Genomic DNA, 21,487 nt, shown 5'->3' with positions numbered 1-21,487 from the left:
CTCCCGGTCCGGAAAGGAAGGCGCGCCGTGCTCCCCGTCCGGCCCGCGCCGCAGCCGCTCACAACGGCTTGATGCCCTGCCGGTAGGTGAACAGGTCCGTCCTGTCGTAGGCGGTCTTCACCTGCCGCAGCCTGGAATAATTGCTGCCGTAGTAGGCGGTGGACCAGTCCTTCAGCGACGGGTCGGGGAAGTTCTGGAAGGCGCCCGTCGCCTTGGTCGCCTCGTTGACGGCGGCGTAGAACTGCTCCTGCCAGGCCAGGTTGTCGTCGACCAGCGTCTTCGGATCCTTCCGGTCCCACCAGTTCACTTCCGAGGAGAACAGCCAGTCGTAGCCGCGGTGGACATAGGCGGTGGCGTCGGCCGGCATGGCGTTCACCTTGCCGCCGACCTGGAAGAACTTGAAGGAATTGGCCATGCAGGTGCCCGGCATGAGGCGGGCGAGCCGGACCATGGCGGCGACGGCGTCGGGCGTGATGTCCGCCGCCTTCATGTAGGAGGATTTCTCCTGATAGAAGTAGGGATAGGTGAACTCGCTGAGGAGATCCTGGGCCGGCCAGTAGGGCACGTCCTTCGTGATCGTCGTCTTGGACGCCTTCTCCAGCACCGGGCCGAGGATCGCTTCCACCGTCGTGTCGCATTTGTGGAGCTGGCCGAGGATGGAGACGGTGATCGCCTGGCTGCCGCTGCCCAGCGGCGGCCGGGTGGCGCTGATCTTGCTGCCGAATTCCGGTGGCGCCTCCGCGAGGCGCGTCAGCAGGGTGTGGAGCACCTCCTCCACGTCCGCGGTCCAGGTGACGTCGAAGAACGTGACCGTGTCCACCGGGACGGTCCGCAGGGTGAAGGACGTGTTGATGCCGAAGTTCCCGCCGGCGCCGCCGCGGCAGGCCCAGAACAGGTCCCTGTCGGCACCGCCGTCCTGGATGTCGGCGTGCAGCACGCCGTCCGCCGTGACGATGCTCGTGGCGTGCAGCAGGTCCGACGCCATGCCGAGCCAGCGCATGTTGAAGCCGATTCCGCCGCCCAGCAGGAAGCCCGCCGCGCCCACGGTGTCGCAGCGCCCGTGGGTGATGGTGCGGTTCAGCCGTTCCAGGGCCTGGTAGACCATGCTGTTGACGACGCCGCCGCCGACCCGCACCAGCCCGTCGCCGCCGGGCAGCAGGGCGACGCTGCTCATCGGCGTCATGTCGATCAGCAGGCCGGGGGTGGTGGAGAAGCCGGCGTAGTTGTGCCCGCCGCTGCGCACGGCGAACTTGGCGCCGTGCTTCCTCACCCAGGCGATGCAGGCCTGGACGTCCCGCTCGCTGGCGCAGCGGGCGATGGCCGTGGGCAGCGTGCCGAAGCGCAGGTTGTTCGGTCGGGCGTAGTCGGCGAAGAACGGGTCGTCGGGCAGCACGACCCCGCCCTGCACCGCACCGGCGAGGTCCTTCAGCGCCGAGGCCTCCATCGGGCGGCTGACGGCCTCTCCGGCGGCGGGCCAGGGCAGGGCGCTGGTGAGTGCCGACGCGGCGGCGAACCGCCCGGCGCCGACCAGGAACGTGCGGCGGCTCGACTGTGTGGAGTGGAGCATCCTTCCCCCCGTGGTTTATATCGAAAGTATATACAGCCGCAAAAGAGGAGGGGGAAGCCGCGTCCTCGCCCCGGCCGACGGGGTGGGTCGCGGCGGCGTTCCGGGCAGCGTTCAGGGCCGCGGCCGTTGGTGCCAAAGGACGGCAGACCTTCGAATCCTGGACTCTCATAGCGCCCGTGGAATGCGGCACCGGCCGACGTGCTTACAGAAGCGGGATATTCTCTTGTCCCGATTGCATCCGGAAGGCCGCGGCATGGGGCGGGAGAGGCTTGATCATACCGATGTCGAGGGCGATCAGTTCGCCGAACGTTTCCAGGCGTGCGCTGCGCGATTCCGTGGGAGCGTCGTCGCGGTGCGGGACGGTCGCGCTCGCGCAGCGTCGTTGGCCGGATCTGAAGGGAAGCGTCGTGAAGGTGACCATTCCCGAATGCGCTCCCCTATGCACTCGGCCGTCGACACAGGGCGGAAAACGTCGTATCGCAGCCTGCGTCCGTGTGCACCCCATGCCGCCCAACAGCTTGGAAATCCAGGAAGACCCGTGATTTACCAATGGCCTGCGCTGTCCGTTGCGCCGATGATGGATTGGACCGACCGGCATTGCCGGTACTTCCACCGCCTGCTGACCAGGGACACGCTGCTCTACACCGAGATGGTGACGGCGGGCGCCGTGCTGCACGGGCCGCGCGACCGCCTCCTCGGCTTCGATCCGGCGGAACACCCGGTTGCCCTCCAGCTCGGCGGGTCGGATCCGGCGGAGCTGGCCGCCGCCGCGCGGGTCGCCGAGGACTGGGGCTACGACGAGGTGAACCTCAACGTCGGCTGCCCCAGCGACCGCGTGCAGTCCGGCCGCTTCGGCGCCTGCCTGATGGCGGAGCCGGAGCTGGTGGCGCGCTGCGTCGGCGCCATGCGCGACGCCGTCTCCCTGCCGGTGACGGTGAAGTCGCGCATCGCCATCGACGAAATGGAGGAATGGCCGACCCTGGAGGGCTTCGTGCGCACGGTGTCGGCGGCCGGCTGCGGCCACTTCGTCGTGCACGCCCGGAAGGCCTGGCTGAAGGGCCTGAGCCCCAAGGAGAACCGGGACGTGCCGCCGCTGCGCTACGAGCTGGTGCACCGGCTGAAGCGCGAACACCCGCACCTGACGGTCGCCATCAACGGCGGCATCCGCACGCTCGATTCGGCGGCCGAGCACCTCGCGGCGGTCGACAGCGTGATGATCGGCCGCGCCGCCTACGAGACCCCCTACCTCCTGGCCGACGCCGACCGCCGCTTCTTCGGCCGCCCCCCCGGCCCCGACCGCCACGCCGTGGTCGAGGCCATGCTGCCCTACGTCGAGGCGCGCCGCGCCGAAGGCGTGCCGCTGGCGGTGATGACCCGTCCCATGCTGGGCCTGTTCCAGGGGCTGCCCGGCGCGCGCGCCTGGCGGCGCCATCTCAGCGAGAACGCCCACCGGCCGGGCGCCGGGCCCGACCTGCTGCGCGCGGCGGCGGCGCTGGTGCCGCGCGGCGCGGCGCGGGCGGCGTGACGGGCGCGCCGCGGGGCGGCGGCGCCTCGGCCGCCTACCGCGCCCGCCGCAGCAACGCCTCGGCGTCGGCGACGGCGAGGGGGCGGGCGAACAGGTAGCCCTGGGCGTAGTCGCAGCCGATGCGGGCGACCACCGCGCGCTCGGCCTCGGTCTCCACCCCTTCGGCGACCACCTCCAGGCCGATGCGGTGGGTCAGCTCGACGACGCCGCGCAGCAGCGCTTCCTGCCGCGGGTCGCTGCCGAGCGCGCTGATGAAGCTCCGGTCGATCTTCAGCACGTCGAAGGGCAGCCGGCCGAGGTGCGAGAGCGACGAGTAGCCGGTGCCGAAATCGTCGATGCACAGCGGCACGCCCAGCGCGCGGAACCGCTCCAGGATGGTGCGGGCCTGCTCGTGGTCGGAGATCGTCACGCTCTCCGTCACCTCGATCTTCAGCCCGGCGGCCGGGCTGGCGGACAGGAAGGCGAGGAGGTCGTCGACGTAGCGGGAGTCCCACATCTGGCGGGCGGACAGGTTGACGTTGACGGTCACCGCCGCCCCTTCGGGCAGCCGCCGCCAGCGGGCGAGCTGCGCCACCGCCTGCTCCAGCACGTGGCGGCCGAGCGGCAGGATCTGGCCGGTCTCCTCGGCGATCGGGATGAACTGGCCGGGGCTGACGAGGCCGAGCTCGGGATGGCGCCAGCGCACCAGCGCCTCGAAGCCGGCGACCCGGCCCTGCGCCAGACAGACGATCGGCTGGTAGACCAGGAAGACGTCGCCGGCGGCGATGGACGGCGCCAGGTCGCGCTCCAGCCGGCTGCGGATCAGGACGGCGTCGCGCAGCGACGCGTCGAACAGCACCGTCCGCCCCCGGCCCTTCTCCTTGGCCCGGTAGAGGGCGATGTCGGCGTCACGCAGCAGCCGCTCGGGGTCGCCGGCGGCGCCGTCGTCGACCGCCAGTCCGATGCTGAGCCCCACCCGCAGGTCGAGGTCGCCGGCGGGCAGCGGCGCCTGGAAGGCGCGTTCCAGCGCGCGGGCGCGGGCGACCGCCGCATCCCGGCCGGCCGGGACCGCCACCACGAACTCGTCGCCGCCGAGCCGGGCGACGAACTCCCCCGACTCCAGCAGGGCGGCGATCCGCCGGGCCGACGCCACCAGCAACCGGTCGCCGACGGCGTGGCCGAGGCTGTCGTTGATCATCTTGAAGCCGTCGAGGTCGACGAACAGCAGGGCGAGGTCCGCCGCCCCCGCGCCGTGCCGGTCGTGCAGCCAGCGCACCAGGAAGGCGCGGTTGGGCAGGCCGGTCAGGAAATCGTGGGTGGCCTGGTGGACCAGCCGCGCCTCGTACGATTTCCGCTCGCTGACGTCGGACACCGACCCGGCGAGCCGGGTCACCCGGCCGTCCGGCGTGCGGGCGACGATGCCGCGCAGGTGGAGCCAGACCGCCGCGTCCGGCGCGCCGCCGGCCGCCGGGGGCGCGACGCGGAACTCCGCCTCGAACGCCGCGCCGTCGGCGCCGCGCAGGCCCCGGCGCAGCGCGGCCAGGAGGGGGCGGCGGTCGTCGGCGTGGACGCGCGCGAGCAGCCCGGCCCCGCCGTCGGCGTGCCCGTCCCCGGCAGGCGGCAGGGCCAGCATCTGCCGCAGCCGCGGCGACAGGTAGAGCCCGCCGCCCGCCCGCTCCCAGTCCCACAATCCGTCGTTGGCGGCGGCCGCGGCCATCGCGTAGCGGTGCTCGCTCTCCTCCAGCCGCCGGGTCTTCTCCTCGATGGCGGCGAACAGGGAACGCAGGGCGACGCGGCTGTCCTCCAGGCTGCGGCCCAGCAGCCCCAGCTCGTCGCGCCGCGTCCAGCGGAAGGGCCGGTCGAGGTCGCGGCGGGCCAGCCGGTGGGCATCCCCGACCAGCCGGCCGAGCGGCCCGACGATCCGGCTGCGGGTGAACCACACCGCCGCGCCGGCCAGCGCCAGCACCAGGACGGCGATGACGCCGCCGCCCACCAGCATCAGACGCTGCAGCGATTCGATGCCGTTCAAGGTGGCGGCGGTCAGCCCGGCGCGCCGCACGCTGAGCTGGCCGTTCAGCGCCGCCAGCCCGGCCACCGCGTCGCGCCGGCAGGCGTCGAACGCCTCGTCGGAAATGGCGGCGGCCGCGTCGGTCATCTGCACCTGGATGGCGTCGAGGAAGGCGGCGATGGCGGCGATGGCGCGGGCCTCGTCCGGGTTCGGCGGGGTGATGTCGCGGTAGATGCCGAGATTGGCGCGCGCCAGCGTCAGCGCCCGTTCCAGCGCGGCGCGGCCGGCACCGGCAGCGGACGCCTCGGCCTCGCGGTAGCGGTCGATGACCCCGCCGAGGCCGAGATGCCCTCGCAGCTCCGACAGCGCGTCCGACTTGGTGGCGGCCTGGAGGTCGTAGTCGCGCCAGCCGTCGGCCACCGCCGCCATGCCGCGCATCAACTGCACGCCGACCGCCAGCATGACCGCCAGGCAGACGACCAGGGCGGCGGCCAGAAGCAGCGCCGACCGGGCAACGGTCAGACGCGGCCGGCGCTCGGCCGGGCCGGCCGGTGCGCCGCCGGTCGCGGCGCGTCCCGCGTCGATCTCGGCGATGCCGCTCACCCCCTTCCCCTCCACGCCGCCCCTGCAAGGCGCCGGCACCGCGCCCGGCCGCCGCGAAGGCGGACCGCTCCGACGGGATCACCACGCCGACCGGGCGAAGTCGCCGGCAATCATACGCCTCTTCCTCGCGGCCGAACAGGTTCCGCGTCGCCGCCCGTGCGCCCGCGGGAGGGGACGACACTCCCCGGTGGCCGGGGAGTGTCGCGCCGGTCCGACCCTACGCCGCGTCCTTCGCCTTGCGCTCGATGCGGCGACGGTGCAGCACCGGCTCGGTGTAGCCGTTGGGCTGCTCGCGGCCTTTGAAGACGAGGTCGCAGGCGGCCTGGAAGGCGACGCTGTCGGCGAAGTCCGGCGCCATCGGCCGGTAGGCGGGATCGCCGGCGTTCTGGCGGTCGACCACCGCCGCCATGCGCTTCATCGTCTCCGTCACCTGCTGCTCGGTGCAGACGCCGTGCAGCAGCCAGTTGGCGATGTGCTGGCTGGAGATGCGCAGGGTGGCGCGGTCCTCCATCAGGCCGACGTTGTTGATGTCGGGCACCTTGGAGCAGCCGACCCCCTGGTCGATCCAGCGCACGACGTAGCCGAGGATGCCCTGGGCGTTGTTGTCCAGCTCCTGCTGGATCTCTTCGGCCGACCAGTTCGGCCGGTCGGCCAGCGGGATCGTCAGGATGGCGTCCAGGCTGGCGCGCGGCCGGTCCTTCAGCTCTTCCTGGCGGGCCGCCACGTCGACCTTGTGGTAGTGCAGCGCGTGCAAGGTGGCGGCGGTGGGGGAGGGCACCCAGGCGGTGTTGGCGCCGGCCATGGGGTGGCCGATCTTGGCCGCCAGCATCTCCGCCATGCGGTCGGGCATCGCCCACATGCCCTTGCCGATCTGCGCCCGCCCCTTGAGGCCGCAGGCCAGGCCGACGTCGACGTTCCAGTCCTCGTAGGCCTTGATCCAGGCCGACGCCTTCATGTCGCCCTTGCGGATCATCGGCCCGGCCTCCATGGCCGTGTGGATCTCGTCGCCGGTGCGGTCGAGGAAGCCGGTGTTGATGAACACCACCCGGTCCTTGGCGGCGCGGATGCACTCCATGAGGTTCACCGTGGTGCGGCGCTCCTCGTCCATGATGCCCATCTTCAGCGTGTTGCGGGCGAGGCCCAGCGTGTCCTCGGTGCGGGCGAACAGCTCGTCGGCGAAGGCGACCTCGTCGGGCCCGTGCATCTTCGGCTTGACGATGTAGACCGAGCCGGCGCGGCTGTTGCGCAGGGGTCCCGCGCCCTTGAGGTCGTGGATGGCGATCAGCGCGGTGAAGACGGCGTCGAGGATGCCCTCCGGCGCTTCGCTGCCGTCCTTCAGCTTGACCGCGTCGACGGTCATCAGGTGGCCGACGTTGCGCACCAGCATCAGGCTGCGGCCGTGCAGGGTCAGGGTGCCGCCGTCGGGGGCGGTGTAGGTGCGGTCGGGGTTGAGGTGGCGCTCCACCGGCCGGCCGCCCTTCTCGAAGGTCGCCGACAGCGTTCCCGCCATCAGCCCCAGCCAGTTGCGGTAGGCCGCCACCTTGTCGGCGGCGTCCACCGCGGCGATGGAGTCCTCGAGGTCCATGATGGTGGTGAGCGCCGCCTCCAGCACCACGTCGGCGACGCCGGCCGGGTCGTCCTTGCCGATGGGGTGGCCGCGGTCGACGACGATCTCGGCGTGCAGGCCGTGGTTGACCAGCAGCACCGCCGACGGCGCCGCGGCGTCGCCGCGGTGGCCGGCGAAGCGGCCGGGGTCCTTCAGGCCGACCGTGCGGCCGTCCCGCAGGGTCACCGCCAGGGCGCCGCCGGCGACGGCATAGCCCGTGGCGTCGGCGTGGGAGCCCTCGGCCAGCGGCGCCGCCTCGTCGAGGAACTGGCGGGCGAAGGCGATGACCTTGGCGCCGCGGTTGGGGTCGTAGCCGCCGGCCACCGGCTCGGCCGAGGCGGGAATGGCGTCGGTGCCGTAGAGCGCGTCGTAGAGGCTGCCCCAGCGCGCGTTGGCGGCGTTGAGGGCGTAGCGCGCGTTCATCACCGGCACGACGAGCTGCGGCCCGGCGGTGGTCGAGATCTCCGGATCGACGCCGGCGGTGCCGACCCGGAAGGGCGCGCCCTCCGGCTGGAGGTAGCCGATCTCCGCGAGGAAGTCCTTGTAGGCGGCGAAGTCGATGTCCGTGCCGCGACGCTCCTTGTACCAGGCGTCGATGCGCGCCTGCAGTTCGTCGCGCCGGGCCAGCAGGGCGCGGTTGCGCGGGGCGAGGTCGCGGAGGATGGCGTCGAGCTGGCTCCACAGCCGCTCCGCCGCCACCCCGGTGCCGGGCAGCGCCTCCTCCTCGACGAACCGCTTCAGCTCGGCGGCGACCTGGATGTCGCCGATCTGGACCCATTCGCTCATGACTGCGTCGTCCCTTTGTTATGGTTTCAATGGGACGGTCCGGCCAAGGCTCCGCCGCCCCTTCGCGGTCGATAGCAATGGTGCTCTGCACCAAAGGTCAATGATTTTCTTCAATGGGCCTGCCGAGCAGGAATGTTGCGCGGTGTGTCGCACGCTCACAGACGCCGGCGCTGCTGCGGCGGCACGCCGCCGCGCCGCAGGATGCCTGCCCGGACTCGGAAGATGTCGGGGACGTCGATCTTGCCGTTCTTGCGGATGTCCATGACGCCGATGTCCCGCAGGACCCGCAGCAGGGTGTCGATCTCCTCCTCGACGGACGTGAGGGATGCCACTTCGAGGTCGATGGGGGCCCGCACACCTTCGTGGCGCTTGAGGATGTCCGCGACGACGTTCGCCGCCATCCAGCGTTCGCGCACCTCACTTTCCTCGGCCGGCACATGTTGACCCCGCAGAGGTTCCAGGGCCTCGGACACCCAGGGGTAGTCATCGAACAGCTCCTCCAACCGATGTTGGGACGCGGACCGAACGCCATCCTTGATGTCGTTGAAGTCAATCGCCGAGCCGGTCGGTCGAGAGCTGCCATCCGCCGCGACCTTCAACGCCTTGAGGAACGTTCTCGGCGATACCTCGCCACGAGCGTCACTGAGGTGCAGGGGCAGCCACTTATACGGAAATCCCTTTCGTTCGTTCCTTCCCATCAACTTGCCCGCGACGAATTCGAAAACATCCTTTTGCTTTTCTTCGCTCGTTCTGAGAACAAAAGGGAGCCCGGTGGTTGGACCCGTCTCCGAATCCGATATGCCGACATGCCGGAAGACGGCGCGCAACGCCGACGCGGACGTCTCATTCCGCAGCAATTCGAAATAAAGGAGGGCAAAAAGGTCGACGGCTCGCCACCGCAGTTCCTTGGCGCCGCCGCGAATCTTCGAGGCGTCGGGAAATCCGAACAGGCGCTGGTTGGCGAATTGATCGGGGCGGATGAAGATCTTCAGCCTGATGTTCCTGTAACCCTGCATCGCCAGTGCCGTTTGGAGCAAGGCCTTGGTCAGTTCATTCACGCGCCGCCAATCGTCGGCCATCAGTTCCAACTGGTCGAAAAGAATGAGGATCTGCTTGTCGCGCTCATTGAGCACCTTGTCGGCGCCACGAAAGAGGATTTGCGAATCGTCCGGATTGGCGGCCAGCCAGGAGACCAGATCAGCGAACCGCTCAGGCAGAGTTGTGCCGACCACCGGCGCCAACCCCCGCGCAACGACGGCACGCCAAACCAAGGCAAGCGGCATGTCCGGCGGCGCGCTCGCGAGCAAGCGGCTGTCGACCAGCGCGTCGCCGCTGCCTTCCCCGGTGGAGAAGCCGAACCGAACAACCAGCGGGCCGAGCCGAAGCGACCGGTTGGCGCCATAGGCCCGGGAAATGGCGTCGCGCCCGTCCTGCTCGGCCAAGGCGCTCGCCCAAAAGCTCTTGCCGACACCACGGTTGCCCACCACAAGGGACACGTCGGGGTCGAGTGCAGCCGCGTGGTCGGGCGGGAAATAGATGCGCGCCGGGTCGACCGGCGTGCCGGCCACGTGGTGGGCCAACTCCGGCAGCTCCGCCAGACCGGCGCGGAGGGCGGCGAGGTGCTCCGGCAGGACCGCCATCAGACGGTTCCACCCGGTTCCAGGCCAAGCAGGCCCCACGCCCGCTCCAGGAAGGCGCCAAAGGGGCCGCGGTAGACGTCGGGGTTGAGGCGGGTCCGATCGTCGACGACATCGAAGGCGGCATATTCCGAGTGGTAGTTCACGTGGGTGGCGTTGTGGGGAACCTCCAGCCCGGTGTCGGACAGCGCAAAGTTGAACTCCGCCATCTTCACTGTCCCATCCGATTCAAGCGTCTCGGCGTCGTACAGGAACTCGACGCACAGGTCGTGCAGGCGCTCCCGGAAAGGGTCGCGCCTCTCCGGCGACGACGGTGCCTTGGCCTGGACGAACGACACCCGCTCGCGCCACGCGGTGAAGCCGTCCGGTAGACCGCCGAACCGCTCCAGCAGGTGGGCGAACAGGTACCGGTACCCGCGGAAGGTCTGCGGCTCGTCGATGCCGAAGAACAGCACCTGCGCTCCCAGGGCCAGCAAGGCCGGCGCGCTCGACTCCGCCAGCCCGGCCCGCGCATCGATCAGCACGGCGTCGTAGACCCGGCGCGCGGCGAAGCGGTCCACCATCTCCCGCACTTGGCGCTCGAAGGGCACCGGCCCGCCGGGCCCCCCATCCTCGACCAGCGCCCGCGCGAGCTTGGCCAGCATGGACGCGGGATGATCGTCGGTCACGCGCCCGACCACCGGCACGACATCGACGGACCCACCGGCAAAGGGGCTGACGCCGACGAAGTCGGGGAGCTCCTCGTCGGCGATCCCACCCAGGCCGTTCTCGACGAGGTAGTCGAGGACACCATACTTGGGCCGCCGATCCCGCCCGGGATCATCGGATTCCTCCAGCAGCATCGACCCGATGCCGGGAGCCTCGAGGTCGAGGTCGATGGCCAACACCTTGCGACCGCGGCGGGCCAAGTCCGCGGCGAGCACGGCCAGGGCGGTGGACCGCCCCACGCCACCCTTGAGAGAACTGAACACCAGCCGCGGCGCCGCGCCTTTCGGCGCCGCGGCTGGAGGAACCATCCAGTCCGCGCCGACGAACCGCCGGTCGATGAAGCGGATGGCGTGCTCCGTCGTCCCCACCGACACGGTGACCGGCAGCGCGGCCGGATCGGCGATCAGCGCGATGGCGAGGCGACCCGAGACCACCGGAGCCGCGGCGCAGTATCCGTCGAGAGCGTCGCGCAGGGCATCGGCCAACCCTTTGGGGTCGGGAAGCGCCTCACGCGCGAGAACGAGACGGCCACTTCCGTCCCGAAGAAAGACGGTTCCCGCATCGAGCGGGACCCCGGCGGCCGAGACGGTCTCGACCATCCGTGGAAGACTGTCATCGAAACGGATTGCCACCGCACACCCCGTTCACACCAGATACACCAGCTTGAGCATGAAATGCTCCGCGTCTTCGCCCCACCGACGGCAGTCGACCGTGCTCACCGGCGTGCACGCGTCGTCGGCGTAGCGAATGTCCATCGTCCAGCTTCTGAACCGCTGCAGGAAGGAAGGCTCGACCACGGCGCTGTGAAGCGCCCCGCCGATGCGGCCCGCCGCATACGCCCGGATATCGTTGGCGCACTGCAGGATGTCCGGGCTCAACGCCGGGAAGTGCCGCTTCATGGGTGTCTTGAACGGATTCGTGCCGGCGGAATTCCAGGCCGCCTCGACGCCGGACGCGCGCAGCGCGTGCTTGAGCGCGTTCTCGCCGACCAAGCCGTAGTGGTAGGCCGCGTCGTCGATCTCGTTGTCCCGTTCCAGGCGTTCCGCCACCCGCAAGTGGCGATCCGCCGCCATGTCATACCGTTCGGTCATCGGCCACACCAGGTTGACGCCCGGCTCGTGTTTATCACGGACCCGAACCCAAGCCTACGCCCTGCGCTGTTGCGTCCTTGCCGCCGCGTCCAAGCCACCCTATCGTAACCTTAACGGGTACCCGCCATTCCTTCCAACAGCGCGCTTCCACCAGAGGTTCGAGATCATGCTTCAGACGCCACGCGCCCGGCGCGGAATGGTCACCTCGCCCCACCATCTGGCGAGCGAGGCCGGGCTGCGTGTGCTGCGCGACGGCGGCAACGCGGTGGAGGCGGCGGTCGCCGTCGCCGCCACCCTGGCGGTGGTCTATCCCCACATGACGAGCATCGGCGGCGACGGCTTCTGGCTGATCGCCGAGCCCGGGCGCGACCCCGTCGCGGTCGACGCCTGCGGCGCCACCGGTGCTGCCGTCGCGCCCGCCCTCTACGACGGGCACGCCGCCATTCCCTGGCGGGGGCCGCTCGCCGCCAACACGGTGGCCGGCACCCTGTCGGGGTGGCAGGCGGCGCTCGGCGTTGCCGCCGGCTGGGGGGCCGCACTGCCGCTGGGGCGCCTGCTGGAGGACGCGGTCCATCACGCGGAATCCGGCTTCGCCGTCACCGACAGCCAGGCCGAGCTGACCGCGGCGAAGCTGCCGGAACTGGCCGGGGTCAGCGGCTTCGCCGACCAGTTCCTGGTGGACGGCCGGGCGCCGGCGGCGGGCGCCGTGATGAAGCTGCCGGCGCTGGGCGCCACCCTGCGCCGGGTGGCCGAGCGCGGCGTCGACGACGTCTACACCGGCGAGCTCGCGCGCTCCATCGCCGCCGACCTCGCCCGGGCCGGCGCGCCGATCACGGCGGACGACCTCGCCCGCCACCGCGCCGAGCTCCGCGAGCCGCTGTCGGTCACGGTGCGCGGCGCCCGGCTGTTCAACTTCCCGCCGCCCACCCAGGGCATCGCCTCGCTGCTGATCCTCGCCCTGTTCGACCGGCTGGGGGTCACCGAGGCCGAGGGCTTCGCCCACGTCCACGGGCTGGTCGAGGCGACCAAGCGGGCGTTCCTGGTGCGCGACCGCGTCGCCATCGACCCCGCCCACTGCGCCGAGGACCCGCGGGACTACCTGGCCGAGGATGCGCTCGCCCGGATGGCGGCGCGCATCGACCCGGCCCGGGCGCTGCCCTGGCCGGCGCCGCCCAGCGGCGGCGACACGGTGTGGCTCGGCGTGATCGACGGCCAGGGCCGCTCGGTCAGCATGATCCAGAGCATCTACTTCGAGTACGGCTCCGGCGTCGTGCTGCCCGACACCGGCATCGTCTGGCAGAACCGCGGCTCCAGCTTCGCCCTGGAGACCGGGGCGGTGAACCGGCTGTGCCCGGGCCGCAAGCCCTTCCACACCCTGAACCCGGCGGCGGCGCGCTTCGACGACGGCCGCGCCATGGTCTACGGCACCATGGGCGGGGAGGGGCAGCCGCAGACCCAGGCCGCGGTGTTCTCGCGCTACGGGATGTTCGGCCAGCCCCTGCAGCAGGCGGTGACGGCGCCGCGCTGGCTGCTCGGCCGCACCTGGGGCGAGCAGAGCGTCAGCCTGAAGCTGGAATCGCGCTTCGACCCCGCCCTCGTCCAGGCCCTGCGCGACGCCGGCCACGACGTCGAGGTGCTGCCCGCCTTCACCGCCACCATGGGCCACGCCGGGGCGATCGTCCGTCGCCCCGACGGGGTGCTGGAGGGGGCGACCGACCCGCGCAGCGACGGCGCCGTCGCCTCCTTCTGACGGGTGCCGCGACCAACGCCGGCCGGGGCCTGTTGAACCGGCACCGGCGACAGCGGAGGATCCCACCGATGACCGAGAAGCGCATCCTGATCGTCACCACCTCGCACCGCGAGATGGGCGGCAGCGGCCACCAGACCGGCCTGTGGCTGGAGGAACTGGCGACCCCCTACTACGCCTTCCTGGACGCCGGCGCCGAGGTGGTGCTGGCCTCCGTGGCCGGCGGCGAGATTCCCTTCGACCCGCGCAGCCTCCCGGCCGCCGCGGGCGGCGGCGGCGGCGAGGAGCCGGCGACCGAGCAGGCGGTGCCGCCATCGGTGCACCGCTTCCTCGGCGATCGGCGCGCCATGGAGGCGGCCCGCACCACGCCGTCGGTGACCGACGTCTCGGGCCGGCCCTGCGACGCCCTGTTCCTGCCGGGCGGCCACGGCACCATGTGGGACTATCCCACCAGCGACACGCTGGCCCTGCTGGTCGGCTCCTACCTCGACGACGGCCGCGTCGTCGCCGCCGTCTGCCACGGGCCGGCCGGGCTGGTCGCCGCGAAGACCGGCGACGGCCGGCCGGTGGTCGCCGGGCGCCGGGTCAGCGGCTTCACCGACAGCGAGGAGCAGGCGGTCGGCCTCGCCGACGTCGTGCCCTTCCTCTTGGAGCGCCGGCTGCGCGAGCTGGGCGGCCGGTTCGAGCGCGGGCCGGACTGGCAGCCCTTCGCGGTGCGCGACGGCACCCTGATCACCGGCCAGAACCCGCAATCGTCGGAGCTGGTCGCCCACCACGTGCTGGTCGCGCTCGGCCTCGGCCTCGACCCGGCGATCGCCGACGAGCAGCGGGTGCGCGAGCGCGCCTACGAGATCTGGGAGGCGGAGGGCCACCCCCACGGCCGCCACGAGGCCCACTGGGCGCAGGCGATCCGCGACGTCAACGCCGAGGGCGCCCGCCCGGGCCAGTCGCCCGAACGCGGCCGCCAGGGCGGCACCGTGGTCGAGGGGGTGGAGGCCGGTGGCGACCGCTACCTCGGCGGCGCCGGCACGACCGGCACCCTGAAGACCCCGCGCCCCTGAGACTTCCCGCAACCCACCGGAGACCGGCATGGCCGACCCGACCCCCAACCACACGTCCGCAGCCTTCCGCCTGGCGTTCGAGGACCGCGACTTCCTGATGAGCCCGTCGATGCGGGGCGTGCGGTTCATGCTGGAATACGCCAAGCCGGAGGAGCGCCTGCAGGCCTGGGGGGTGCGGACGACCATCGTCGCCTTCGGCAGCGCCCGCGTCCCTTCGCCCGAGCAGGCGGAGGCCGAACTCTCCGCCGCCCGCACGCCGGAGGAGCGGGCGCGCGCCGAGCAGCGCGCCGCCCGCGTTCCCTGGTACGAGGAGGCGCGGCGCTTCGGCCGGCTGGTGTCGGAGCAGGGCGGGGCGCTCCACCCCGACGAGCAGGGCCAGCGCGACAACGTGATCGCCACCGGCGGCGGTCCCGGCCTGATGGAGGCCGCCAACCGCGGGGCGGCCGAGGCCGGCGCCCCGTCGGTCGGCTTCAACATCACCCTGCCGCGCGAGGAGCGGCCCAACCCCTACAGCACGCCGGACCTCACCTTCCGCTTCCATTACTTCGCCATCCGCAAGATGCACCTGGCGATGCGGGCCAACGGGCTGGCGGTGTTCCCCGGCGGCTTCGGCACGCTCGACGAGGCGTTCGAGATCCTCAACCTGCAGAACACCAACAAGGCGACCCGCCTGCCGATCGTCCTGGTCGGCCGCGACTACTGGAACGAGATCGTCAACTTCCAGGCGCTGGTCCGCCACGGCATGGTCAGCCCCGAGGACGTCGAGCTGTTCGACTTCGTCGACACCGCCGAGGAGGCCTGGGAGGCGATGAACCGCCGCGGCCTCAAGCGCGGCGCGCCGCCCCTCGGGGCCGCCGGCACGGGCATCCAGGCGGCCGAGGATTCGGACTGAGCCCGTCTGGTCGGCCCCCCGTCCGGGCGACGGGGCGCCGTCACGAATTGAAGGTCGCGTACACCCGGTGGGCGAGGTCGTCGAGCAGGGCGCGGTCGACCTCGCCGGCCACCGCCCAGGACAGGCCCCGGTCCTTCCAGTAGAGGGCGGTCACGCCGTCCTCCCCGGCGATGCGGAAGGCGGTGTCGGTGCCCTCCGGGGTGGCGCGGACGTAGACCGTGACCCGGCGGCCGCCGGCGTCCTCGTACATGAACTGGGCGGCCGGCCCGGCCTCGGCCGGCAGCAGGCGGCCGCCCAGCAGGGTGAAGCCGGCGCCGGTCAGCCGCGGCACCGCCAGCGGCGCGCCGAGGCGGCGCGACAGCCACGCCACCAGATGCGCCTCCTGGTCGGCCGGCACCTCGACGGGGTGGCGGACCTCGGCGGCGTAGACGAGGTGGGCGGCCAGCGCGTCGGCGACGACGGGATCCATGGCGCCGCCCGCCGGGAGCGCCGCCCGCGCCAGCCAGCCGGCGCCGAGCCCGGCGGCGAACAGCAGAACGGCCGCCGCCGCGGCCGCCCAGGCCGGCGGCCGGCGGCGCAGCCGCGGCACCGGGGGCAGGGTGGAGAGGGTGGCGGGCGGAGCGGCCAGCGGCGCGTAGGCACGGCCGATCAGCGCCGCCTGGGCGCGGTAGCTCTCCAGACGGCGGGCGTCCTCGGGACGGGCGGCGAGGTGGCGCTCCACCGCCGCCGCACGGTCCGGCGGCAGCTCGCCGTCCAGCCAGGCGTGCAGGTCGGCCTCGCCGATGGGTCCCCCGGGGGGCGTGTCGTCGTTGGGCGCCATGGCTACTTGATCCTCCGCACGACCTGCTGCTCTCCCCCTTCGAGGGCGACGCGCAGCCGCTCGCGGGCGCGCGCCAGACGGGACATCACGGTGCCGACGGGGATCTCCAGCACCTCGCCGATCTCACGGTAGCTCAGGCCCTCCAGCGCGTTCAGCAGAAGGATCTGCCGCTGCTCCTCGGCCAGGCCCGCCATCGCCCGCACGACGTCGCGCACCGCCGTGCGGTCGGCGGGCGGGGTGCTGAGCGCCAGGGTGTCGGCCAGGTCCTCCACCGGCACCTCGACGCCGCGGCGCCGGCGCCGGCGGTGGCCGCCGCGGTGCAGGTTGTGCAGGATGGCGAGCAGCCAGCCGTAGAGGCAGGATGGGTCCCGCACGCTGGCGCGGTGGGCCAGCGCCTGCTCGACGCAGTCCTGGACCAGGTCGTCGGCGTCGGCGACGGAGCCGGCCAGCGCCACGGCGTAGCGCCGCAGGCGGGGCACCAGGGCGGCGATGTCGCCGCGGGAGACGCCCGTGGCGGGCATGGCGGGCTCCGTCGTCCCGGGTTCGCTCAGCGGCCGGCGGCGAGCTGCGGGGCGATCTGCCAGACCTCCGCCGCCAGCGCATCGCCACGGTAGACCAGGACGTAGCGCACGGGAACCGGCTGCTTGCCGTGGAAGACCACGTCGGCCGTCACCGTGGCGCCGGCCGGGTTGGCGTGCTCCTCCAGGTTGCGGACATCGGCCTTGATCCTGCCCTGGGCGCCGGCGAACTTCGCCCACGCCGCGGTGATCGCCGCCGGCCCGGTGTAGGCGCCGTCCAGCGGGCCGCCGACCCACTGGAGCACGGCGCCGTCGGCGTAAGCCTTGGTGATGGCCGGCACGTCGGCCGCGGCGATGGCGTCGAAATGGGCGCGCGCCCGGTCGCCGGCCGGACCGGCGGCAGCGGGGGCGGCGGCAAGAGCCGGCAGGACGGCGGCGAGGGCGGCGAGGGCGGCGAGGGCGGCGGCAGCGGCGGTGGCGCGAGACGGCATGGGACATCCTCCTCCTGGGGAACGGTCGACGACCGACACCCCTTCCGATGCTCCGACCGCCCCGCCTATTCCCCGGAGGTGCGAAAAAAATCCGCCTCAGCTCATCGCCACCAGGCTGGCGTTGCCGCCGGCCGCCGTGGTGTTGACGCTGACCACGCGCTCCGCCAGCAGCCAGTCCAGGTCGTAGTCCTCGCTCCCGGCGGCCAGCCCGTCGCGGGAGCAGCCCTGCACGCCGACCACGGCGCCGGGCCGCTCGGCGGCGCGGCGGGCGGCGGCGGTGCGGCGCTCCGCGTCGCCCTCGACGAGGATCGCCGCGAGCGGCGCGGCGCCGTCGTCGGCGCCGCGCCGGACGCGGGCGGCGACGGCGGGCGGCAGGCCGCGCAGGCAGGCCGCCAGCTCCGACGGCGCCTCGACCAGGGCGTCGTTGCCGGTCGCCAGCACGGCGCCGAGCTGCAGCAGCAGCCCGGTCTCCGTCTCCGGCAGCAGCAGGACGGTGCCGCGGCGCTCCAGGGCGTAGCGGTTGCGCTCGCCGACCGGCCCCGGCAGCTCGACGGCGGTGCCCAGCGCGGAGCGCCGCCCGTAGGCGTCGCAGCGCCCCGCCAAGCCGATGTGCCCGGTGCCGCGCAGCCAGTCGGCGTAGGCCCGCAGGCCGGCATCGGCGAGCCCGGCCGGCCCGGCGCCGGCCGCCGGCCGCCGGCTCAGCAGGCGCTGCAGGTAGAGCGGCCCGCCGGCCTTCGGCCCGGTGCCCGACAGGCCGTGGCCGCCGAAGGGCTGGACGCCGACCACGGCGCCGATGACGTTGCGGTTGACGTAGAGGTTGCCGGCGTGGACCCGTGCGGTCAGCCGCTCGACGGTGGCGTCGATGCGGGTGTGCAGGCCGAAGGTCAGGCCGTAGCCGGTGGCGTTGATCGCCGCGACCAGGGCGTCGAGCTCGCTGCGGCGGTAGCGCAGGACGTGCAGCACCGGGCCGAACACCTCGCGCTCCAGCTCGGCCATGCCGGCGATCTCGATCAGGGTCGGCGCCACGAAGGTGCCGTGGGCGGTGCCGGCCGGCAGCTCCAGCGCCTCGACGCGGCGGCCCTTGGCGCGCATCGCCTCGACGTGGCGCAGGATGCCGTCGCGCGCCTCGGCGGTGATCACCGGGCCGACGTCGACCGCCAGCCGGTCGGGGTTGCCGACCCGCAGCTCGCGCATGGCGCCGCGCAGCATGGCGAGCGTGCGGTCGGCCACCTCCTCCTGCAGGCACAGCACGCGCAGCGCCGAGCAGCGCTGGCCGGCGCTGTCGAAGGCCGAGGCGATGACGTCGGCCACCACCTGCTCCGGCAGGGCCGAGGAGTCGACCACCATGGCGTTCTGCCCGCCGGTCTCGGCGATCAGCGGGATCGCCGTCCCCTCGGGCGACAGGAGGCCGGCGAGCTGGCGCTGGATGAGGCGCGCCACCTCGGTGGAGCCGGTGAACAGCACGCCGCGCGTCGCGGCGTGCGCCACCAGGGCGGCGCCGACGTCGCCGGCGCCCGGCAGCAGTTGGACGGCGGCGGCCGGCACGCCGGCCTCGTGCAGGATGCGCACGGCGGCGGCGGCGATCAGCGGCGTCTCCTCCGCCGGCTTCGCCAGCACCGGGTTGCCGGCGGCGAGCGCCGCCGCCACCTGGCCGGTGAAGATCGCCAGCGGGAAGTTCCACGGGCTGATGCAGACCACCGGCCCGAGCGGGCGGTGCTCCGCCGTCAGCTCGGCCGCCCGGGCGGCGTAGTAGCGCAGGAAGTCGATCGCCTCGCGCACCTCGGCGATGGCGTTGGGCACCGACTTGCCGGCCTCGCGCACGATCAGGCCCATCAGGGTCGGCATGCGCTCCTGCAGGCGGTCGGCGGCGCGCCGCAGGCAGGCGCCGCGCTCGGCCGGCGGCACGGCGCCCCAGCCGGCGGCCGCGGCGAGCGCGTGCCCGAACGCCGCGGCGACGTCGCCGGGCGTCGCCTCGACCACCGTGCCGACCGCGTCGCGGTGGTCGGCCGGGTTCGCCACCGGCCGCGCCGGACCGCCCCGCTCGCCGTCGGCGAGCAGCGGCGCCGCCGTCCAGGCGGCGTCGGCGCTGGCGGCCAGGGCGTCGGACAGGCGGCGCAGCGCGTCCTCGTCGGACAGATCGACGCCGGCGGAGTTCGCCCGCTCGTCGCCGTAGAGGTCGCGGGGCAGGGCGATGTGCGGGTGCGGTGCGCCGACCGGGTCGAGGGCGGCGGCGACCGCGGCGGGATCGGCGGTCAGCTCCTCCACCGGCACGGCCGGGTCGGCGATGCGGTTGACGAAGGAGCTGTTGGCGCCGTTCTCCAGCAGGCGGCGGACCAGATAGGCCAGCAGCGTCTCGTGGGTGCCGACCGGGGCGTAGACGCGGCAAGGCCGCTTCAGCGGTCCCACCACCTCCTCGTAGAGCGGCTCGCCCATGCCGTGCAGGCACTGGAACTCGTACTGGCCCGGCCGGAAGTCGGGCCCCGCCAGGTGATGGATGGTCGCCAGCGTCTGCGCGTTGTGGGTGGCGAACTGCGGGAACACCGCGTCGGGGGCGGCCAGCAGGGCGCGCGCGCAGGCGATGTAGGAGACGTCGGTGTGGACCTTGCGGGTGTAGACCGGGAAACCGGCGAGCCCGTCCACCTGGGCGCGCTTGATCTCGGCGTCCCAGTAGGCGCCCTTCACCAGGCGGACCATCAGCCGGTGGCCGCTGCGCCGCGCCAGGTCGATCAGGTAATCGATGACGAAGGGGCAGCGCTTGCCGTAGGCCTGGACGACGAAGCCGATGCCGTTCCAGCCCGCCAGCTCGCGGTCGAGGCAGAGCGCCTCCAGGAGGTCGAGCGACAGCTCCAGCCGGTCGGCCTCCTCGGCGTCGATGTTCAGGCCGATGTCGTAGCGCCGCGCCAGCAGGGCGAGCTCCTTCACCCGCGGCAGCAGCTCGGCCATGACGCGCTCGGCCTGGGCGCGGGAATAGCGCGGGTGCAGGGCCGACAGCTTGATCGAGATGCCGGGCCCGTCGTAGAGGCCGCGGCCCGCCGCGGCGGCGCCGATGGCGTGGATCGCGTTGACGTAGTCGGCGTGGTAGCGCGCGGCGTCCGCGGCGGTCAGCGCCGCCTCGCCCAGCATGTCGTAGGAATAGCGGAACCCCTGGGCCTCGCGGGCGCGGGCCTTGGCGAGCGCCTCGGCGATGGTCTGGCCGGTGACGAAGCGCTCCCCCATGATCCGCATGGCGAAGTCGACGGCCTGGCGGATCAGCGGCTCGCCGCCGCGGGCGATCAGCCGCGTCAGGGTGGAGGCGAGCACCGGCTCCGCCGCCGCGCCGACCAGCCGGCCGGTGAGCATCAGGCCCCAGGTCGCGGCGTTGACGAACAGCGAGCGGCCGCTGCCGAGGTGGCTGCGCCAGTCGCCGCCGGCGACCTTGTCGCGGATCAGCGCGTCGCGGGTGGCGGCGTCGGGAATGCGCAGGAGTGCCTCCGCCAGGCACATCAGCGCCACGCCCTCCTGGCTCGACAGGCTGAACTCCTGGATCAGGCCGTCGACCCCGCGCCCCAGGGGCTTGGCCCGGAGTGCGACGATCAGCGACCGCGCCGTTCCCGCCACCGCGGCCGCGAGGTCCGGCGGCAGGGTGGCCCGCGCGATCAGCGGCGGCAGGCATTCGGTTTCCGGGCGACGGTAGGCCGCCGTGATCGCCGCGCGCAGGGCCGTCGGCGGGCTGACCGGCGGCGCGAAGGCGGCGAAGGGCGGGTCGGCGGAAGGGCTGGCGGTGCGCAGGGCGGATGCGGTCATGGCGGAGCCTGTGGGGCGCGGGGTGCGGTCGGACAATGTTTAAGGTATTGGCGGCATTGCCGGATTTCCATGGACCATTTGGCGTGGTCGCCCGTATAAAATCCGGACGATCAGGCATCCGGGCGCAGCAATGACGGACCTCGACAGACTCGACCGCCGCATCCTTGCCATTCTCCAGGTCGACGGCCGGATCGCCGCCGTCGATCTGGCCGAGCGGATCGGCCTGTCGCCGACGACGACGGGGGAACGTCTGCGCCGCCTGCAGAAGGACGGCTACATCACCGGCTTCGCCGCGCGGGTGGATCCCCACCGGGTGGGGCTGGGGCTCCTGGTGTTCGTGGAGGTCCTGCTGGACAAGACGACGCCGGACGTCTTCGACCGCTTCGCCGCGGCGGTGCGGCGGGCGCCGGAGGTGCTGGAATGCCACATGGTGGCCGGCGGCTTCGACTATCTGGTCAAGACGCGGGTCGCCGACATGGCGGCCTACCGCCAGTTCCTCGGCGAGGTGCTGCTGTCCCTGCCCGGCGTGCGGGAGACGCGGACCTACGCCGTGATGGAGGAGGTCAAGAACGACGGGCCGCTGCCGCTGTGAGATACCGTCACGTTGAGCAAGCCCTATTTTCAGGGGGCGAGCTTTGGTTCGAAGGGCTTTCGGGCCTTGGCGA

16 protein-coding genes are annotated in these 21,487 nt (G+C 72.8%); 5 read left to right on the top strand and 11 right to left on the bottom strand.

Annotated features, from left to right (window positions below; all coding sequences use genetic code 11):
• Positions 1-58: 58 nt before the first annotated feature.
• Positions 59-1,567, bottom strand: coding sequence for an FAD-binding oxidoreductase (locus ACSBPG_RS20475; RefSeq protein ID WP_435539062.1), 1,509 nt, complete (start codon positions 1,565-1,567; stop codon positions 59-61).
• Between the two features lie 202 nt (positions 1,568-1,769).
• A complete protein-coding gene (locus ACSBPG_RS20470) occupies positions 1,770-1,988 on the bottom strand; it encodes a hypothetical protein (RefSeq protein ID WP_435539061.1) in 219 nt (72 codons plus the stop codon).
• 153 nt (positions 1,989-2,141) lie between these two features.
• On the opposite strand from ACSBPG_RS20470, the gene dusA reads away from it, so the two are divergent.
• On the top strand, positions 2,142-3,092 hold the full coding sequence (gene dusA, locus ACSBPG_RS20465; protein ID WP_435539060.1) for a tRNA dihydrouridine(20/20a) synthase DusA: 951 nt from the start codon (positions 2,142-2,144) through the stop codon (positions 3,090-3,092).
• Positions 3,093-3,126: 34 nt separating this feature from the next.
• On the opposite strand, the gene ACSBPG_RS20460 is transcribed toward dusA, so the two are convergent.
• The 5 genes from ACSBPG_RS20460 to ACSBPG_RS20440 all read right to left on the bottom strand — a co-directional run bounded on the left by ACSBPG_RS20460 (position 3,127) and on the right by ACSBPG_RS20440 (position 11,510).
• On the bottom strand, positions 3,127-5,682 hold the full coding sequence (locus ACSBPG_RS20460) for an EAL domain-containing protein (RefSeq protein ID WP_435539059.1): 2,556 nt from the start codon (positions 5,680-5,682) through the stop codon (positions 3,127-3,129).
• Between the two features lie 217 nt (positions 5,683-5,899).
• The gene (locus ACSBPG_RS20455) at positions 5,900-8,074 is read right to left on the bottom strand and encodes a malate synthase G (protein WP_435539058.1); all 2,175 of its coding nucleotides are present in this window, start codon (positions 8,072-8,074) and stop codon (positions 5,900-5,902) included.
• A gap of 155 nt (positions 8,075-8,229) precedes the next feature.
• Positions 8,230-9,714, bottom strand: a complete 1,485-nt coding sequence (locus tag ACSBPG_RS20450; RefSeq protein WP_435539057.1) for a hypothetical protein — start codon at positions 9,712-9,714, stop codon at positions 8,230-8,232.
• Positions 9,714-11,018: a KGGVGR-motif variant AAA ATPase gene (locus ACSBPG_RS20445; RefSeq protein WP_435539056.1), complete on the bottom strand. Its 1,305-nt coding sequence runs from the start codon at positions 11,016-11,018 to the stop codon at positions 9,714-9,716. Before ACSBPG_RS20445 ends, ACSBPG_RS20450 begins: the two co-directional genes overlap by 1 nt.
• 45 nt (positions 11,019-11,063) lie before the next feature.
• The gene (locus tag ACSBPG_RS20440; RefSeq protein WP_435539055.1) at positions 11,064-11,510 is read right to left on the bottom strand and encodes a hypothetical protein; all 447 of its coding nucleotides are present in this window, start codon (positions 11,508-11,510) and stop codon (positions 11,064-11,066) included.
• 166 nt (positions 11,511-11,676) lie between these two features.
• On the opposite strand from ACSBPG_RS20440, the gene ACSBPG_RS20435 reads away from it, so the two are divergent.
• The 3 genes from ACSBPG_RS20435 (at position 11,677) to ACSBPG_RS20425 (ending at position 15,210) form a co-directional block, all read left to right on the top strand.
• Positions 11,677-13,260 carry a gamma-glutamyltransferase family protein gene (locus ACSBPG_RS20435; protein ID WP_435539054.1) on the top strand — a complete coding sequence of 528 codons (1,584 nt, stop codon included), beginning with the start codon at positions 11,677-11,679 and terminating at the stop codon, positions 13,258-13,260.
• Between the two features lie 68 nt (positions 13,261-13,328).
• On the top strand, positions 13,329-14,318 hold the full coding sequence (locus tag ACSBPG_RS20430; protein WP_435539053.1) for a DJ-1/PfpI family protein: 990 nt from the start codon (positions 13,329-13,331) through the stop codon (positions 14,316-14,318).
• Between the two features lie 28 nt (positions 14,319-14,346).
• Entirely contained in the window at positions 14,347-15,210 is an 864-nt protein-coding gene (locus tag ACSBPG_RS20425) for an LOG family protein (RefSeq protein ID WP_435539052.1), read from the top strand.
• A gap of 40 nt (positions 15,211-15,250) precedes the next feature.
• Here ACSBPG_RS20425 and ACSBPG_RS20420 read toward each other — a convergent pair whose 3' ends face one another.
• From ACSBPG_RS20420 to putA, 4 genes are all read right to left on the bottom strand, one after another.
• Positions 15,251-16,030 carry an anti-sigma factor family protein gene (locus ACSBPG_RS20420; protein WP_435539051.1) on the bottom strand — a complete coding sequence of 260 codons (780 nt, stop codon included), beginning with the start codon at positions 16,028-16,030 and terminating at the stop codon, positions 15,251-15,253.
• Positions 16,031-16,032: 2 nt separating this feature from the next.
• Complete coding sequence (locus tag ACSBPG_RS20415) at positions 16,033-16,551, bottom strand: sigma-70 family RNA polymerase sigma factor (RefSeq protein WP_435539050.1); 519 nt, start codon at positions 16,549-16,551, stop codon at positions 16,033-16,035.
• A 26-nt stretch (positions 16,552-16,577) separates the two neighbouring features.
• Positions 16,578-17,039, bottom strand: a complete 462-nt coding sequence (locus ACSBPG_RS20410) for a nuclear transport factor 2 family protein (protein WP_435539049.1) — start codon at positions 17,037-17,039, stop codon at positions 16,578-16,580.
• A gap of 96 nt (positions 17,040-17,135) precedes the next feature.
• The gene (gene putA / locus ACSBPG_RS20405; RefSeq protein WP_435539048.1) at positions 17,136-20,822 is read right to left on the bottom strand and encodes a trifunctional transcriptional regulator/proline dehydrogenase/L-glutamate gamma-semialdehyde dehydrogenase; all 3,687 of its coding nucleotides are present in this window, start codon (positions 20,820-20,822) and stop codon (positions 17,136-17,138) included.
• 130 nt (positions 20,823-20,952) lie between these two features.
• Between putA and ACSBPG_RS20400 the strand changes: the two genes are divergently transcribed.
• A complete protein-coding gene (locus tag ACSBPG_RS20400; RefSeq protein WP_435539047.1) occupies positions 20,953-21,414 on the top strand; it encodes an Lrp/AsnC ligand binding domain-containing protein in 462 nt (153 codons plus the stop codon).
• The last annotated feature ends 73 nt before the right edge of the window (positions 21,415-21,487 follow it).

It is taken from the genome of Azospirillum sp. ST 5-10, from assembly GCF_051225715.1.
Taxonomy (GTDB): Bacteria; Pseudomonadota; Alphaproteobacteria; order Azospirillales; family Azospirillaceae; genus Azospirillum.
This window is presented reverse-complemented; position numbering and strand designations above follow the sequence as displayed.

Excerpts from the sequence above, each read along its gene's own strand:
- ACSBPG_RS20475 (WP_435539062.1), bottom strand. The coding sequence starts at position 1,567 with ATGCTCCACTCCACACAGTCGAGCCGCCGCACGTTCCTGGTCGGCGCC.
- ACSBPG_RS20470 (WP_435539061.1), bottom strand. The coding sequence starts at position 1,988 with ATGGTCACCTTCACGACGCTTCCCTTCAGATCCGGCCAACGACGCTGC.
- dusA (WP_435539060.1), top strand. The coding sequence starts at position 2,142 with ATGATGGATTGGACCGACCGGCATTGCCGGTACTTCCACCGCCTGCTG.
- ACSBPG_RS20455 (WP_435539058.1), bottom strand. The coding sequence starts at position 8,074 with ATGAGCGAATGGGTCCAGATCGGCGACATCCAGGTCGCCGCCGAGCTG.
- ACSBPG_RS20450 (WP_435539057.1), bottom strand. The coding sequence starts at position 9,714 with ATGGCGGTCCTGCCGGAGCACCTCGCCGCCCTCCGCGCCGGTCTGGCG.
- ACSBPG_RS20445 (WP_435539056.1), bottom strand. The coding sequence starts at position 11,018 with ATGGTCGAGACCGTCTCGGCCGCCGGGGTCCCGCTCGATGCGGGAACC.
- ACSBPG_RS20440 (WP_435539055.1), bottom strand. The coding sequence starts at position 11,510 with ATGACCGAACGGTATGACATGGCGGCGGATCGCCACTTGCGGGTGGCG.
- ACSBPG_RS20435 (WP_435539054.1), top strand. The coding sequence starts at position 11,677 with ATGCTTCAGACGCCACGCGCCCGGCGCGGAATGGTCACCTCGCCCCAC.
- ACSBPG_RS20430 (WP_435539053.1), top strand. The coding sequence starts at position 13,329 with ATGACCGAGAAGCGCATCCTGATCGTCACCACCTCGCACCGCGAGATG.
- ACSBPG_RS20425 (WP_435539052.1), top strand. The coding sequence starts at position 14,347 with ATGGCCGACCCGACCCCCAACCACACGTCCGCAGCCTTCCGCCTGGCG.
- ACSBPG_RS20420 (WP_435539051.1), bottom strand. The coding sequence starts at position 16,030 with ATGGCGCCCAACGACGACACGCCCCCCGGGGGACCCATCGGCGAGGCC.
- ACSBPG_RS20415 (WP_435539050.1), bottom strand. The coding sequence starts at position 16,551 with ATGCCCGCCACGGGCGTCTCCCGCGGCGACATCGCCGCCCTGGTGCCC.
- ACSBPG_RS20410 (WP_435539049.1), bottom strand. The coding sequence starts at position 17,039 with ATGCCGTCTCGCGCCACCGCCGCTGCCGCCGCCCTCGCCGCCCTCGCC.
- putA (WP_435539048.1), bottom strand. The coding sequence starts at position 20,822 with ATGACCGCATCCGCCCTGCGCACCGCCAGCCCTTCCGCCGACCCGCCC.
- ACSBPG_RS20400 (WP_435539047.1), top strand. The coding sequence starts at position 20,953 with ATGACGGACCTCGACAGACTCGACCGCCGCATCCTTGCCATTCTCCAG.